Below are 14,626 nucleotides of genomic sequence, written 5' to 3' on the forward strand. Positions count from 1 at the left end.
CCGGCCTGTCCAGGGCCACGCGCCTATCGACAGGAGTGGCTCTATCAAGACCGATACCACGCTTCCGGACAGCGGCGCACGCCACACCGTCCGGTTCTACGACGACGAAGGACTGCTGCTGGCCGAAGTGGCCGCCTTCCTCGGCACCGCGCTCGCCGCCGCCGGCAGCGGACGTGGCGCCAGGCATGGCGCCGGCATCGTGATCGCCACGCCTGCCCATGTCGCCTCCTTGCGCGCGATGCTCGGCGCGGCGGCCGTGCGCGTGCGCTTCCTCGACGCCGCCGACACGCTGTCGCATTTCATGGTCGACGGCTGGCCGGACGAAGCGCGCTTCCGCGCCGTGATCGGGCCGGTGCTGGCGCAGGCCGGCAGCGGGGGCGGGCCGGTGCACGCCTTCGGCGAAATGGTCGCCCTGCTGTGCATGGAAGGCCGCTACGATGCCGCGGTGCGGCTCGAGCAGCTGTGGAACCTGGTCGCCGCGGATTACCGCTTCGCCCTGTTCTGCGCCTATCCCTGGACCCTGTTCCAGGACGAGACCCAGGCGCGCGCCTTCGAGCAGGTGTGCGCGGAACACCACTGCGCCCACGGGCACACGCCGGAAGGCCGGGACCACGACCTCAAGGACCGTGCGCTGGAGCATGTCAAGTTGGAACAGAAGCTTGCGGCCCTCGAAGCCGAGGTGGCGCGCCTGCGCGAATCGGAGGAGGAGCTGCGCTGGCGCGAACGCGAACTGGCCGACTTCGTCGAGAACGCGGTCGAAGGCCTGCACCGGGTCGGGCCTGACGGCACCATCCTGTGGGCCAACCGCGCCGAACTGCAGATGCTCGGCTATCGCTGGGAAGAATACGTCGGGCGCCACATCGCCGAGTTCCACCTGGACGCCGACGTCATCGACGACATCCTCGGGACGCTGAATTCGGGCGGTACCCTGTATGACCGGCCGGCGCGCCTGCGCTGCAAGGACGGTTCGATCAAGCAGGTCGTGATCCACTCGAACGGCTGTTTCGACGATGGCCGGCTGCGCTACACGCGCTGCTTCACGCGCGACGCGACCGAGCGCCACCAGCGCGACGCCGCGCTGGCCCAGCGCGATGCCATGCTGCTGAACGCCCCGGTGGCCGCGGCGCTGCTGGTGGGGCCCGCGCTGCGCTTCCATCTTGCCAACCGGCGCTATTGTGAACTGGCGGGCCGCGCCGACCTGGCCGGCAAGCGTTTCGGCGACTGCTTCCCGCAGCTGCGCGGCGGTCCCGTCGAACACGCCCTCGAGCAGGTATTCGAGACCGGCAAGCCATTCTGCGCGCAAGAGCTGCGCATCGAGATTCTCGACGTCGCGGGCAAGCGCCGCGAGCGTTTCTTCAGGTTCAGCCTGGAAGCGCTGGAAGACGCGCAGGGCGTGCGCGAGGGCGTCATTGTCGTGGTCGTCGAAGTGACCGAGCACGTGCACAACCGCCAGCAGATCGAACTTGCGCAGCGCGAGCGCGAGCGCATGCTGGCCGAGCTGAGCTCGGCCAACCAGGCCAAGGATGAATTCCTGGCGATGCTGGGGCACGAGCTGCGCAATCCGCTGTCTCCGATCGTCACCGCGCTGCAGTTGATGCGCATGCGTGATGGTGATGGAAAGGGCGCCGGCCAGGCGAGCCACGTGCGCGAGCGCGACATCATCCAGCGCCAGGTCGACCATCTGGTGCGCCTGGTGGACGACCTGCTCGACGTGTCGCGGGTCACGCGCGGCAAGGTCGACCTGAAGCTCGAGCGCATCGCGCTGGCGCAGGTGCTCGGCAAGGCGGTCGAAATGGCCAGCCTGCTGATCGAACAGGGCCGGCACCGGCTCGAGGTCGACATCGAGGACGGCCTGGAATGGATAGCGGACCCGGTACGCCTGGCGCAAGTGGTGGCTAACCTGCTGACCAACGCTGCACGGTATACCAAGCCCGGAGGCCGGATACGGCTGCGCGCGCGCCGCGACGGCGACGCCGCGGTCCTGATCAGCGTCGCCGACAACGGCATCGGCCTGGCGCCCGAGATGCGCAGCCAGGTGTTCGACCTGTTCTTCCAGGGTAAGCGCAGCGTCGACCGTGCCGAAGGCGGGCTCGGGATCGGGCTGGCGCTGGTCAAGAACATCGTCGCCCTGCATGGCGGCACGGTCGAGGCGCGCAGCGAAGGGCGCGGCTGCGGCAGCGAATTCATGGTGCGCCTGCCCCTGGGCAGTGCGCCCGAAATGACTGCGGCGCCAGAAACCGCCACGCCCGCAGTGCAGCGGCGCGTCCTGATCGTGGACGACAACGTCGATGGCGGCGAGACCCTGGGCAGCCTGTTGGCTGCGCTCGGCCACACGGTCGAGGTCTGCCATGACCCGGTGGCGGCGCTGGCAGCCTTCGGGCGGCTGCAGCCCGAGGTCGCCCTGCTGGACATCGGCCTGCCGGTGCTGGACGGTTACCAGCTTGCCGCGCGCATCCGCGCGCTGCCGGGCGGCGAGGCATGCCGGCTGGTGGCGCTGACCGGCTATGGACAGGAAGCGGACCGGGCGCGCAGCCAGGCCAGCGGCTTCGAGCGCCACCTGGTCAAGCCGATCAGCCCGGGCGATGCGGCGCGGGTGGTGGCGGGCGGCTAGACCTGTTCCGGCCGGTCCTGGGCGCAGGTACAATACCGCCTTTCTGATCAAGGGGGAACGCATGAGCGATCTGCGCCAGGAATTTATTGCATTTTCGGTCAAGGCCGAAGTATTGAAGTTCGGTCGATTCACGACCAAGGCAGGGCGCCAGTCGCCGTACTTCTTCAACGCCGGCCTGTTCCACGACGGCGCGACGCTGGGCCGGCTGGCGCAGTTCTACGCGCAGACGCTGCTGGACTCCGGCGTCGAATTCGACATGCTGTTCGGCCCGGCCTACAAGGGCATCACCCTGGCCTCGGCGACCGCGGTGGCGCTGGCCGCCAAGGGCCGCGACACCGCGTTCGCCTACAACCGCAAGGAAGCCAAGGACCACGGCGAAGGCGGCACCATCGTCGGCGCCAGGCTGGCGGGCAAGGTCGTGATCATCGACGACGTGATCTCGGCCGGCACCTCGGTGCGCGAATCGGTGGACATGATCCGCGCCGCGGGCGCCGAGCCGGCGGCGGTGCTGATCGCACTCGACCGCATGGAGCGTTCGGGCAAGGATGGCGCGCTGTCGGAACACTCGGCGGTGCAGCAGGTATCGCAGGAATTCGGCATCCCGGTGATCTCGATCGCCAACCTGGACGACCTGTTCACTTACCTGTCGAACGAGGCGGGCGCCGACCTCGGCGCGCACAAGGACGCGGTTGCCGCCTACCGCGCGCGCTACGGAGTCTGAGCATGGGCGTCTGGAACATGCAGCATTCCGCCGCCTGCGCGGCGCTCCTGTGCGCCGCCTTCAGCGCCTCGGCCTGGGCCGCCGACCCTGCCGTCGCGGCCAATTGCCCGGGCGTGAGCGCCTGGTATGCCGCCCACCCGAACGAGACCGACGAAGCGCTGGCGAAGCGCGATGCCGCGCGCAGCTTCACCGATCCGCAACTGCGCGCCGAACTGGCCGCCCGCGCCGCCCGCGACCAGCAGGCGCGCCTGGCGATGGTGAAGGCCGCCCGCAAGGACTGGGGCCCGCGCCGCGAGGTGGCGGCGATCGACGAAGAGAACGTCAAGTGGCTGTTCGAACTGGTGCGCAGCAAGGGCTTCCCGAGCGCGGCCCAGGTGGGCGAGCAGGGCGTGCACGACGCCTGGCTGCTGGCCCTGCACGCCGACCGCGCCCCGAAGTTCCAGCAATCGCTGGTGCCGGTGCTGGACCAGCGCCGCGTGGACGGCGAACTGTCCGGCAGCGACATGGCGCGCTACGTCGACCGGCTGTTGCAGGCGCAGGGCAAACCCCAGCGTTTCGGCACCCAGTCCTCCGACAACTTCGCCGGCAGCCATCTCGGCCTGCCGAACGCCGAGAGCCTGCGCGAGGTCGAGGCGAACCGCCGCGAGTTCGAGCTGATGCCGCTGGCCGACTACGTCTGCATGATGAAGGAAGAGCGCAAAGAGGCCAAAGGCCGTTAAGGCAGCGCCGACGGGCACAAATAAGCCGGAGCATGCTCCGGCTTATTTATTGCAGCCTGCCGGATCAGCCGGCCAGCTTCTGCTTCAGCAGCTCGGTCACCTGGGCCGGATTGGCCTTGCCCTTCGAGGCCTTCATGGTCTGGCCGATCAGGGCGTTGATCGCGGCTTCCTTGCCGGCGCGGTACTGCTCGACCGACTTGGCGTTGGCGGCCAGGACTTCGTCGACGATCGCTTCCAGCGCGCCCGTGTCCGAGATCTGCTTCAGGCCCTTCTGGTCGATCACGGTATCGGCCAGGCCGGCGTCATCCGATTTCGCTTCCCACATGGCGGCGAAGACTTCCTTGCCGGCCTTGTTCGAGATGGTGCCGTCGGCGATGCGCTTGAGCAGCAGCGCAAGCTGGGCGGCCGACACCGGCGACTGGTCGAGTTCCACGCCTTCGCGGTTCAGGGTCGACGAGACGTCGCCCATCATCCAGTTCGCCGCCGCCTTGGCGTTTTCCTTGCCGGCCGCGGCCACCACGGCTTCGTAGTAGGTCGCCATCGCCTTCGAGGAGGTCAGCACCAGGCTGTCGTACTCCGGCAGGCCGTAGTCGCCGGTGAAGCGCGCGCGCAGGGCGCCCGGCAGTTCCGGCATGTCGGCTTTCACGCGCTCGATCCAGTCCTGGCCGATCACCAGCGGCGGCAGGTCCGGGTCCGGGAAGTAGCGGTAGTCCTGCGCGTCTTCCTTGGTGCGCATGGAGCGGGTTTCCTTCTTGTCCGGGTCCCACAGGCGGGTCGCCTGGATCACCTTGCCGCCGTCTTCGATCAGCTCGATCTGGCGCCGCACTTCGTAGTGGATGGCTTCTTCCATGAAGCGGAAGGAGTTCAGGTTCTTGATCTCGCAGCGGGTGCCGAATTCCTTCTGGCCCATCGGGCGCACCGAGACGTTGACGTCGCAGCGGAAGCTGCCTTCCTGCATGTTGCCGTCGCAGACGCCCAGCCAGACCACCAGCGAGTGCAGGGCCTTGGCATAGGCCACCGCCTCGTTCGCGCTGCGCATCTCCGGCTCCGACACGATCTCGAGCAGCGGCGTGCCGGCGCGGTTCAGGTCGATGCCGCTCATGCCGGCATAGTCTTCGTGCAGCGATTTACCGGCGTCTTCCTCGAGGTGGGCGCGGGTCAGGTTGACGGTTTTCGTCTCCAGCTTGCCGTCCTTCTCGTAGGCGAAGCTGATGGTGCCGCCCTGGACCACCGGGTCCTCGAACTGGCTGATCTGGTAGCCCTTCGGCAGGTCGGGGTAGAAGTAGTTCTTGCGGGCGAAGACCGACTGCGGCGCGATCTTCGCGCCCACGGCCAGGCCGAAACGGATCGCGCGCTCGACGGCGCCGCGGTTCAGGACCGGCAGCACGCCCGGCAGCGCCAGGTCGACCGGGCTGGCTTGCGTGTTCGGCTCGGCGCCGAAACGGATCGAGCTGCCGCTGAAGATTTTCGAGTTGGTCGTGAGCTGCACGTGGTTCTCAAGACCGATGACGACTTCCCATTGCATGGTGTGTTCTCTCTGTATTCTGTGCTTGTGGGCTTACACGCCTTCCGGCGCGCGCTGGTGCCAGTCGGTCACCTGCTGGTACTGGTGCGCGATGTTCAGCAGCTTCGCTTCGGCGAAGTAGTTGCCGATGATTTGCAGACCGACCGGGCGCTTGGCGTTCTTTTCACCCTGGCCGAAACCGACCGGGATCGACATGCCCGGCAGGCCCGCCAGGCTGGTCGACAGCGTGAAGATGTCGGCCAGGTAGTTCGCCACCGGGTCGTTGGCCTTGGCGCCCAGGTCCCAGGCCACCGTCGGCGCCACCGGGCCCATGATCACGTCGCACCTGTCGGCGAATGCGGCCTGGAAGTCGTCGGCGATCAGGCGGCGGATCTTCTGCGCCTGCACGTAGTAGGCGTCGTAGTAGCCGTGGCACAGCACATAGGTGCCGACCATGATGCGGCGCTGCACCTCTCGGCCGAAGCCTTCGGCGCGGGTTTTGCGGTACATGTCCTGCAGATCCTTGTACTCGCTGGCGCGGTGGCCGTAGCGCACGCCGTCGAAGCGCGACAGGTTCGACGAGGCCTCGGCCGGGGCGATGATGTAGTAGGTCGGGATCGACAGTGCGGTCTTCGGCAGGGAGATCTCGACCAGCGAGGCGCCCAGCTTCACGAATTCGTCCAGCGCCGCGCGCACGGCCTGCTCGACGTCTGCCGCCAGGCCTTCACCGAAGTATTCCTTCGGCACGCCGATGCGCAGCCCGTTCAGGGGCTTGTTCAGGTCGCGGGTGTAGTCCTCGGCCACGTTGCCCTGCTCGACCGTCAGGCTGGTCGAGTCGCGCTCGTCGAAGCCGATCATCTCGTTCAGCAGCAGGGCGCAGTCCTCGGCGGTCTGGGCGATCGGGCCGCCCTGGTCGAGCGAGGAGGCGAAGGCGATCATGCCGAAGCGCGACACGCGGCCGTAGGTCGGCTTGATGCCGGTGACGCCGCAGAAGGCGGCCGGCTGGCGGATCGAGCCGCCGGTGTCGGTCGCGGTGGCGGCCGGCGCCAGGCGCGCAGCGATCGCGGCGGCCGAGCCGCCCGAGGAGCCGCCCGGCACCGCCAGCGGATCCCAGGGGTTCGTAACAAAGCCGAAGGCCGAGTTCTCGTTGGCCGAGCCCATCGCGAATTCGTCGAGGTTGACCTTGCCCAGGGTGACCATGCCGGCCTGCGCGAAGCGCTCGACCACGGTCGCGTCGAACGGGCTTTCATAATTGGCCAGCATTTTCGAGCCGGCTGTGGTGCGCCAGCCACGGGTGACGAAGATGTCCTTGTGCGCGATCGGCACGCCGGTCAGCGGGCCGGCCGTGCCGGCGGCGATGCGGGCGTCGGCGCCGGCCGCCTGGGCCAGGGTGCGCTCGCGGTCCAGGTGCAGGAAGGCGTTGTGGCTGCTCGCCTCGATGCGGTCGAGGTAGTGGCTGGTCAGTTCGACGCTCGACACCTGCTTCGATTGCAGGAGCGCGGACAGCTCTTTGATGGTCTTGTTGTGCATGGTCGTTGTTCTGGAAGCGGTTTGCGTGGATTACTCGATGACCTTCGGCACCAGGTACAGGCCGTCCTGCGCCTTCGGCGCCGGGGCCTGGTAGTCCTCGCGGCGGTTCTCTTCGGTCACCACGTCGTCGCGCAGGCGCAGCGGCATGGCCATGATGCTGGCGAGCGGCTGCGACAGGGGGGCAACGCCGGTCGTGTCCACCGCCTGCATCTGCTCGGCCAGGGCGAAGATGCCGTTCAGCTCGGCCAGCGCGATCTCCGCGTGGGCTTCGTCCATCTCGAGCTGCGCCAGGTTGGCAATGCGTTTTACGTCTGAAAGTGTCAGGGACATGGCAATGGGCGCGGCGGGGGCCGCGCGATAAATGTGGTTGGGCTGTTAATGAAAGTTGGCAAGCGGTCAGCGAACGGCGCGCTACGTCCGATAAAACCTTGGTAACACCGTCGATCTCGCCTTTGAATTGGGGGGTAAAACCGCCCGTTTTCAGCATTTAATCGACAAATTATAAGGTAGAATGGCGGGCTAATGCGCTGTCGGGCTGAAAGCTAGTCCGCCGCAGGAAAGACCGCGATGCATCCGCAGACGCGGCGAAGACAAACCGATCAATTTTCATGCGCGACTTCACGCGCAATCAGGACACCCATGTTTGGTTCTTTACGCAGCTACTTCTCGAATGACCTGGCGATCGACCTCGGCACCGCCAACACCCTGATCTACGTGCGCGGCCTGGGCATCGTGCTGGACGAGCCGTCGGTCGTCGCGATCCGCCAGGAGGGCGGTCCGAACGGCAAGAAGACCATCCAGGCGGTCGGCAAGGAAGCCAAGCAGATGCTGGGCAAGGTGCCGGGCAACATCGAGGCCATCCGCCCGATGAAGGACGGCGTGATCGCCGACTTCACCGTCACCGAGCAGATGCTCAAGCAGTTCATCCGCATGGTCCACGATTCGAAGTTCTTCCGCCCGTCGCCGCGCATCATCATCTGCGTGCCCTGCGGTTCGACCCAGGTCGAGCGCCGCGCGATCCGCGAATCGGCCCTCGGCGCCGGCGCCTCGCAGGTCTACCTGATCGAAGAGCCGATGGCGGCCGCGATCGGCGCCGGCCTGCCGGTCTCGGACGCGACCGGCTCGATGGTGGTCGACATCGGCGGCGGCACCACCGAGGTGGGCATCATCTCGCTGGGCGGCATGGTCTACAAGGGTTCGGTGCGCGTCGGCGGCGACAAGTTCGACGAAGCCATCGTCAACTACATCCGCCGCAACTACGGCATGCTGATCGGCGAACAGACCGCCGAAGCGATCAAGAAGGCCATCGGTTCGGCCTTCCCGGGTTCCGAGATCAAGGAAATGGAAGTCAAGGGCCGCAACCTGTCCGAAGGCATCCCGCGTTCCTTCACCATCTCGAGCAACGAGATCCTGGAAGCCCTGACCGACCCGCTCAACAACATCGTCTCGGCCGTCAAGAACGGCCTGGAACAGGCTCCGCCGGAACTGGGCGCCGACATCGCCGAGAAGGGCATGATGCTGACCGGCGGCGGCGCGCTGCTGCGCGACCTCGACCGCCTGCTGATGGAAGAGACCGGCCTGCCGGTGCTGGTGGCCGAAGACCCGCTGACCTGCGTGGTGCGCGGTTCGGGCATGGCGCTCGAGCGCATGGACAAGCTCGGTTCCATCTTCTCCTACGAATAACAACGATAACAGCGGCGCGGCCGATGCGACAGCGGGCAGGGCGTGCGGATGATCCCGCGCGCGTCTGCCCGCGTTGACATTCCGCGCACCGACTAGACAGGACGCCAATTCGGCATGCAATACAGTCCTCCGCCGCTTTTCAAACAAGGTGCCCCGGCCCGGGTGAAGGCTATCGTCTTCGCCCTGATCTCGGTGCTGCTGCTGGTCGTCGACGCCCGCTACCAGACCCTGGCGTCAGTGCGCCAGGTGGCCGCCACCATCCTCTATCCGGTACAGATGGCCGCCCTGATGCCGCGCGAGGCGCTCGGCAACATGGCCGGCTACTTCTCCTCGATCTCCTCGCTGCAGAAGGAAGTCCGCGAGCTCAAGACCCGCGAACTGGCGCAGGCCCGCGTGCTGCAGCAGGCCCAGCTGCAAATGGCCGAGAACGCCCAGCTGCGCCGCCTGATGGATGCGAAGCAGCACCTGCCGGTCCAGGCGCAGATGACCGAGATCCTGTACGACGCACGCGATCCCTCGACCCGGCGCATCGTGATCGACCGCGGTTCGCGCAATGACGTCGTGCTCGGCTTGCCCGTGATCGACCATGCGGGCGTGGTCGGCCAGGTCACGCGCGTGTTCCCGTTCACGTCCGAGGTCACGCTCCTGACCGACAAGGAGCAGGCGATTCCCGTGCAGGTGCTGCGCAGCGGCCTGCGCAGCATCGCCTACGGCCGCGGCCAGTCCGGCCTGCTCGATTTGCGCTTCGTGGTGGCGAACGCCGACATCCAGGTGGGCGACGTGCTGGTCACCTCGGGCCTGGACGGCATGTACCCGGCCGGCCTGGCGGTGGCCAAGGTGGTGCAGGTCGAGAACGTCGCCGCCGGCGCCTTCGGGCGCGTGGTCTGCCAGCCGCTGGCCGGCATCGACCGCAACCGCCAGCTCCTGATCATCATGTCGCAGTCGAAGCTGCCGCCGCGTCCCCAGGCCGAGATGCAGAGCGCCGCCACCACCGCGCGCCGCAAGCTGCCGGACATGGCGCCGATCCCGGCGCCGCCGCTGGCGCCGGCGCCGCTGCCGCCGCAGGGCGTTCCGCAACTGCCTGCACAAGGCCTGGGCACCCCAGCCGCCGGCACCGCAAGGCCGCCGGCCGCGCAGCCCGCCGCGGCCACTGTGGCCGCCCCCGCCAACAACCCACGCCCGGCCACCAGGGAGGGCCAATAATGCCCGGTAACCGTCCGCATTACATCCTGCTGCCCGTCAGCCCGCTGTTCATCACCTTCAGCCTGGTCTGCGCCTTCATGCTCAACCTGCTGCCGCTGGGCCGCTGGGTCGGCGCCCCCGACTTCGTCGCGCTGGTGCTGGTGTTCTGGGGCATCCACCAGCCGCGCAAGGTCGGCATCGGCGTGGCCTTCGTGATGGGCCTGCTGATGGACGTGCACGACGCCAGCCTGCTGGGCGAGAACGCGCTCGCCTACACGCTGCTGTCCTACCTGGCCATCATGATCCACCGCCGCGTGCTGTGGTTCCCCGTGATGACCCAGGCCATGCACGTGTTCCCGCTGCTGCTGCTGGCGCAGGCGGTGCAGGCCTTCGTCCACTTCACGGCGTCGGGCCGCTTCCCGGGCCTGCTGCACTTCGCCGAGAGCGTGGTCGCGGTCGCCCTGTGGCCGCTGATTACGTGGCTGCTGCTGGCGCCGCAGCGCCGCGCCGTCGACCGCGACCATACCCGTCCGATCTGATCCCGCATCCGATCCGACCGCAACAATGAGCTCTTTGCCGTGACCGAATTCAAGGACAACGACCGCGAGATCCACCTGTTCCGCATGCGCCTCACGGCGCTGGTGGCGCTCGTCTTCATCTGCTTCGGCCTGCTGGTGGCGCGCTTCGTCTGGCTGCAGGTGCTGCGCCACGACCAGTTCGTGCTGCAGGCCGAGGGCAACCGCATCGCGCTGGTGCCCATCGTGCCCAACCGCGGCCTGATCGTCGACCGCAACGGCGTGGTCCTGGCGCGCAACTACTCGGCCTACACGCTCGAGATCACGCCGTCCAAGCTGCAGGCCAACCTGGATTCCGTCATCGACGAGCTGTCCAAGCTGGTCGTCATCGAGCAGCGCGACCGGCGCCGCTTCAAGCGCCTGCTGGAAGAGTCGCGCAGCTTCGCCAGCGTGCCGCTGCGCACCCGCCTGACCGACGACGAAGTGGCGCGCTTCACCGCGCAGCGCTTCCGCTTCCCGGGCGTGGAAGTGCAGGCGCGCCTGTTCCGCCAGTACCCGCTGGGCGAGACCGCCTCGCACGTGATCGGCTACATCGGCCGCATCAACCAGAAAGAAGCGGCCAGGCTGGAAGAGGACGGCCTGGATGCCAACTACAACGGCACCGAGCATATCGGCAAGGAAGGCGTCGAGAAGAAGTACGAGAGCTACCTGCACGGCACCACCGGCTACGAACAGGTCGAGCGCACTGCCGGCGGGCGCGCGATCCGCACCCTGGCGCGCACGGCGCCGACCCCGGGCAGCAACCTGATCCTGTCGATCGACATCGAGCTGCAAAAGATCGTCGAGGAAGCCTTCGGCGAGAACCGCGGCGCGCTGGTGGCGATCGAACCCGAGACCGGCGACGTGCTGGCCTATGTGTCGCGCCCCGGCTTCGATCCGAACCTGTTCGTGGACGGCATCGACAGCCAGAACTGGAACGAGCTGAATACCTCGCTCGACCGGCCGCTGATGAACCGGCCGCTGTCGGGCACCTATCCGCCGGGATCGACCTTCAAGCCCTTCATGGCGCTGGCCGCACTCGAGCTGGGCTTCCGCAAGCCGAACGACGGCATCCGCGACCCCGGCTTCTACGTGCTGGGCGGGCACCGCTTCAACGACGACAAGCCGGGCGGCCACGGCTACGTCGACATGTACAAGTCGGTGGTCGAATCCTGCGACACCTATTACTACCAGCTCGGCAACGAGATGGGCATCGATAACATCTCGAACTTCATGGGGCAATTCGGTTTCGGCCATCCGACCGGCATCGACCTCGAGCACGAGAAGACCGGTGTGCTGCCGTCCAAGGAGTGGAAGGCGCAGCGCTTCCGTAAGAACCCGCGTGCCGGCAAGTGGGTGGGCGGCGACACCATCTCGATCTCGATCGGCCAGGGCTTCAACAACTACAGCATGATCCAGCTGGCGCACGCGGTCTCGACCCTCGCCAACAACGGCGTGGTGATGAAGCCGCACCTGGTGAAGATGATCGAGGACGGCGCCACCAAGCAGCGCAGCCTGACCGTGCCGAAGGAAACCCGGCGCATCCCGCTCAAGCAGGAGAACATCGATTTCATCAAGCACACCATGGTGGGCGTGACCCAGGAATCCTACGGCACCGGCCACCGGGCCTTCGCCAATGCCGGCTACATCTCGGCCGGCAAGACCGGCACCGCGCAGGTGATCGGCCTGAAAGGCCAGAAATACAATGCCAGCGCCATCGACGAGCGCCACCGCGACAATGCGCTCTACGTCGCCTTCGCGCCGGCGGACAAGCCGAAGATCGCGCTGGCCCTGATCGTCGAGAACGTCGGCTTCGGCGCGTCCTTCGCCGCCCCGATCGCGCGCAAGGCGCTCGACTACTACCTGCTGGGCAAGCGTCCGGCGCCGCCGAAGCCGAAAGACCCGCTGCCAGGCGCCGCGCCGAAAGCCGCGCCTTCCATTCGAAAGGAATAAGCATGGCGCACATTCCAGAACGCCGCTCGCTGCGGCGCCGCCTGCGTCCGTATTTCACCGTGTTCGACTGGCCGCTCGGCCTGGTGCTGTTCGTCCTGATGATGACCAGCGTGATCACCATGACCTCGGCCGGCGCCGAGTTCCCCGACCGGGTCGAGCACCAGATCCGCAACTTCATGCTGGCCTTCGGGATCATGTGGATCGCGGCCAACGTGCCGCCCCAGACCCTGATGCGGCTCGCCGTGCCGATCTATACGGTCGGGGTCACGCTGCTGATCGCGGTGGCGCTGTTCGGCATCATCAAGAAGGGCGCGCGGCGCTGGCTGTACGTCGGTGTCGACATCCAGCCCTCCGAAATCCTGAAGATCGCGACGCCGTTGATGCTGGCCTGGTACTTCCAGCAGCGCGCCAATGCCGGCACCTGGAAGAACTACGCCGTGGCAGCCGTGATCCTGCTGGTTCCATTCGCCCTGATCGCCAAGCAGCCCGACCTCGGCACCGCGCTGATGGTGGGCACCTCGGGCTTCTACGTGATCTTCCTGGCCGGCCTGCCGTGGAAGGCGCTGATCGGGCTGGGCGTGTCCGCTGCGGCGGCGATGCCGATCGCCTGGTCGATGCTGCACGATTACCAGCGCGACCGGGTGATGACCCTGATCGACCCGACCTCCGACCCGCTGGGCAAGGGCTTCCACATCATCCAGTCCGAGATCGCCATTGGTTCCGGCGGCATATTTGGCAAGGGCTACGCCCAGGGAACGCAGGGCGCCCTGGAATTCGTCCCCGAGCAGACCACCGACTTCGTGTTCGCCGTGTATTCGGAAGAATTCGGCCTGGTCGGCAACCTGTTCCTGCTGTTCGTCTACCTGATGCTGATCGGCCGCGGGTTGATGATCGCGGCAAATGCCCCGAACACTTTCTCGCGCCTGCTGGCCGGTGCGATCACGATGATGTACTTTACTTATGCTTTCGTTAACATGGGCATGGTGATCGGCATCCTGCCTGTCGTCGGAGTTCCGCTACCTTTCATGAGCTACGGCGGAACAGCCTTCATTACGCTGGGTCTCGGCGCTGGTATATTGATGAGTATTCAAAGACATCGTAAACTGGTGCAGACGTAATGAAATAGGACGACACGAATGGCCGTTCCAAGAAAACAACTTGCTACGGTCATCGGCCTGGCATTGCTCGCAACGCAACTCGTCGGCTGTGGCACCACCGATTCGGGTGAACGCAAGAGCCTGATCCCGCTGCCGTGGAAACACCCCGCGGCAAAGCACACCGACGTGCCGAAGCTGCCGGCGCCCAATTCCGGGCGCGGCGGCTATTACAAGGACGACGGCCCCGGCCTCAATCCACCGCCCGGCCTGATGGACATGCCGGATGCGGTCGTCAAGGCCGAACCCTACGCCAAGTGGGCCAACCGCCCCTATTCGGTGTTCGGCCAGACCTATACCCCGATCGTGCACCAGGACCCCTTCGTCCAGCGCGGCGTGGCCAGCTGGTACGGCGTCAAGTTCCACGGCCAGAAGACCTCGTCGGGCGAGCTCTACGACATGTACAAGATGACGGCGGCGCATCCGACCCTGCCGATTCCCTCCTATGCGCGCATCACGAGCGTCGAGACCGGCAAGTCGGTGGTGGTGCGCATCAACGACCGCGGTCCCTTCCACGCCAGCCGCATCGTCGACGTCTCGTACACGGCGGCGCTCAAGCTCGGCCTGCTGGGCAAGGGCAGCCACCAGGTCGAGGTCGAGCGTCTGTTCCCGAACGACCCCATCCGCATGGCATCGGAACGCCGCAGCGCCGCGTCCGAGGCGCAGTCGGCGCCGCCGGAGATCGCGGCGCTGATGCTGGAAGACCGGGTGCGCACCGACAGCGCGGCGGTGGCGCAGGTGGTGCCCAAGCTGGTGCCGCGCGGGAGCTTCTATGTCCAGCTCGGCTCCTACGGCCGCGCCGGTACCGCCGAAGCCATGAGCGGGCGCCTGCTCGAGGCCGGCGTCGAAGTCGGCAAGCTCGAAGTGGTCAAGGTGGGGTCGCTGAACCGCCTGTACGGTGGGCCCTTCGAAAGCCGCGAAGATGCCCTGGAGGCGGCGCGCTCGGTGCCGTCTTCCTTCGGTCTGAAGCCGATCGTCGTCAAGCGCTGACCGGCATGCCGACCCGGGAAGACAT

The 14,626-nt window shown here is 66.9% G+C and carries 12 protein-coding genes; 9 read left to right on the forward strand and 3 right to left on the reverse strand.

Features of this window, described 5'->3' with window-relative positions:
• Positions 1 to 43: 43 nt before the first annotated feature.
• The 3 genes from AC56LK_RS22985 to AC56LK_RS22995 all read left to right on the forward strand — a co-directional run bounded on the left by AC56LK_RS22985 (position 44) and on the right by AC56LK_RS22995 (position 4,051).
• Positions 44 to 2,611, forward strand: coding sequence for a hybrid sensor histidine kinase/response regulator (locus AC56LK_RS22985; RefSeq protein WP_497186819.1), 2,568 nt, complete (start codon positions 44 to 46; stop codon positions 2,609 to 2,611).
• A gap of 61 nt (positions 2,612 to 2,672) precedes the next feature.
• Positions 2,673 to 3,332, forward strand: a complete 660-nt coding sequence (gene pyrE, locus AC56LK_RS22990; protein ID WP_497186785.1) for an orotate phosphoribosyltransferase — start codon at positions 2,673 to 2,675, stop codon at positions 3,330 to 3,332.
• 2 nt (positions 3,333 to 3,334) lie between these two features.
• Positions 3,335 to 4,051, forward strand: a complete 717-nt coding sequence (locus tag AC56LK_RS22995) for a DUF6624 domain-containing protein (RefSeq protein WP_497186786.1) — start codon at positions 3,335 to 3,337, stop codon at positions 4,049 to 4,051.
• Positions 4,052 to 4,115: 64 nt separating this feature from the next.
• Here the strand turns inward: AC56LK_RS22995 and gatB are convergent, their stop codons facing one another.
• The 3 genes from gatB to gatC are packed head-to-tail and all read right to left on the reverse strand — an operon-like array spanning position 4,116 to position 7,415.
• On the reverse strand, positions 4,116 to 5,594 hold the full coding sequence (gatB, locus tag AC56LK_RS23000; protein WP_497186820.1) for an Asp-tRNA(Asn)/Glu-tRNA(Gln) amidotransferase subunit GatB: 1,479 nt from the start codon (positions 5,592 to 5,594) through the stop codon (positions 4,116 to 4,118).
• A gap of 15 nt (positions 5,595 to 5,609) precedes the next feature.
• The gene (gene gatA / locus AC56LK_RS23005) at positions 5,610 to 7,085 is read right to left on the reverse strand and encodes an Asp-tRNA(Asn)/Glu-tRNA(Gln) amidotransferase subunit GatA (RefSeq protein ID WP_497186787.1); all 1,476 of its coding nucleotides are present in this window, start codon (positions 7,083 to 7,085) and stop codon (positions 5,610 to 5,612) included.
• Positions 7,086 to 7,115: 30 nt separating this feature from the next.
• The gene (gatC, locus tag AC56LK_RS23010; protein WP_436107588.1) at positions 7,116 to 7,415 is read right to left on the reverse strand and encodes an Asp-tRNA(Asn)/Glu-tRNA(Gln) amidotransferase subunit GatC; all 300 of its coding nucleotides are present in this window, start codon (positions 7,413 to 7,415) and stop codon (positions 7,116 to 7,118) included.
• A 309-nt stretch (positions 7,416 to 7,724) separates the two neighbouring features.
• Here gatC and AC56LK_RS23015 point away from each other — a divergent pair, with 309 nt between their 5' ends.
• From AC56LK_RS23015 to AC56LK_RS23040, 6 genes are all read left to right on the forward strand, one after another.
• Positions 7,725 to 8,768 (forward strand): rod shape-determining protein, encoded by a 1,044-nt coding sequence (locus AC56LK_RS23015; RefSeq protein WP_436107587.1) that lies wholly within the window; start codon positions 7,725 to 7,727, stop codon positions 8,766 to 8,768.
• A 162-nt stretch (positions 8,769 to 8,930) separates the two neighbouring features.
• Positions 8,931 to 9,971 carry a rod shape-determining protein MreC gene (gene mreC, locus AC56LK_RS23020; RefSeq protein ID WP_497186788.1) on the forward strand — a complete coding sequence of 347 codons (1,041 nt, stop codon included), beginning with the start codon at positions 8,931 to 8,933 and terminating at the stop codon, positions 9,969 to 9,971.
• A complete protein-coding gene (mreD, locus tag AC56LK_RS23025) occupies positions 9,971 to 10,489 on the forward strand; it encodes a rod shape-determining protein MreD (protein ID WP_497186789.1) in 519 nt (172 codons plus the stop codon). Before mreC ends, mreD begins: the two co-directional genes overlap by 1 nt.
• Before the next feature lie 39 nt (positions 10,490 to 10,528).
• Positions 10,529 to 12,457, forward strand: a complete 1,929-nt coding sequence (gene mrdA / locus AC56LK_RS23030; RefSeq protein ID WP_497186790.1) for a penicillin-binding protein 2 — start codon at positions 10,529 to 10,531, stop codon at positions 12,455 to 12,457.
• A gap of 2 nt (positions 12,458 to 12,459) precedes the next feature.
• Positions 12,460 to 13,575, forward strand: coding sequence for a rod shape-determining protein RodA (rodA, locus tag AC56LK_RS23035; protein WP_497186791.1), 1,116 nt, complete (start codon positions 12,460 to 12,462; stop codon positions 13,573 to 13,575).
• Between the two features lie 18 nt (positions 13,576 to 13,593).
• On the forward strand, positions 13,594 to 14,601 hold the full coding sequence (locus tag AC56LK_RS23040; RefSeq protein WP_497186792.1) for a septal ring lytic transglycosylase RlpA family protein: 1,008 nt from the start codon (positions 13,594 to 13,596) through the stop codon (positions 14,599 to 14,601).
• Positions 14,602 to 14,626: the final 25 nt, after the last annotated feature.

Source organism: Telluria sp. ZB4P36 (genome assembly GCF_059685865.1).

Coding starts and splice junctions, on each gene's coding strand:
- mreD (WP_497186789.1), top strand. CDS start 9,971: ATGCCCGGTAACCGTCCGCATTACATCCTGCTGCCCGTCAGCCCGCTG.
- AC56LK_RS23040 (WP_497186792.1), top strand. CDS start 13,594: ATGGCCGTTCCAAGAAAACAACTTGCTACGGTCATCGGCCTGGCATTG.
- AC56LK_RS23015 (WP_436107587.1), top strand. CDS start 7,725: ATGTTTGGTTCTTTACGCAGCTACTTCTCGAATGACCTGGCGATCGAC.
- pyrE (WP_497186785.1), top strand. CDS start 2,673: ATGAGCGATCTGCGCCAGGAATTTATTGCATTTTCGGTCAAGGCCGAA.
- gatC (WP_436107588.1), bottom strand. CDS start 7,415: ATGTCCCTGACACTTTCAGACGTAAAACGCATTGCCAACCTGGCGCAG.
- rodA (WP_497186791.1), top strand. CDS start 12,460: ATGGCGCACATTCCAGAACGCCGCTCGCTGCGGCGCCGCCTGCGTCCG.
- AC56LK_RS22995 (WP_497186786.1), top strand. CDS start 3,335: ATGGGCGTCTGGAACATGCAGCATTCCGCCGCCTGCGCGGCGCTCCTG.
- gatA (WP_497186787.1), bottom strand. CDS start 7,085: ATGCACAACAAGACCATCAAAGAGCTGTCCGCGCTCCTGCAATCGAAG.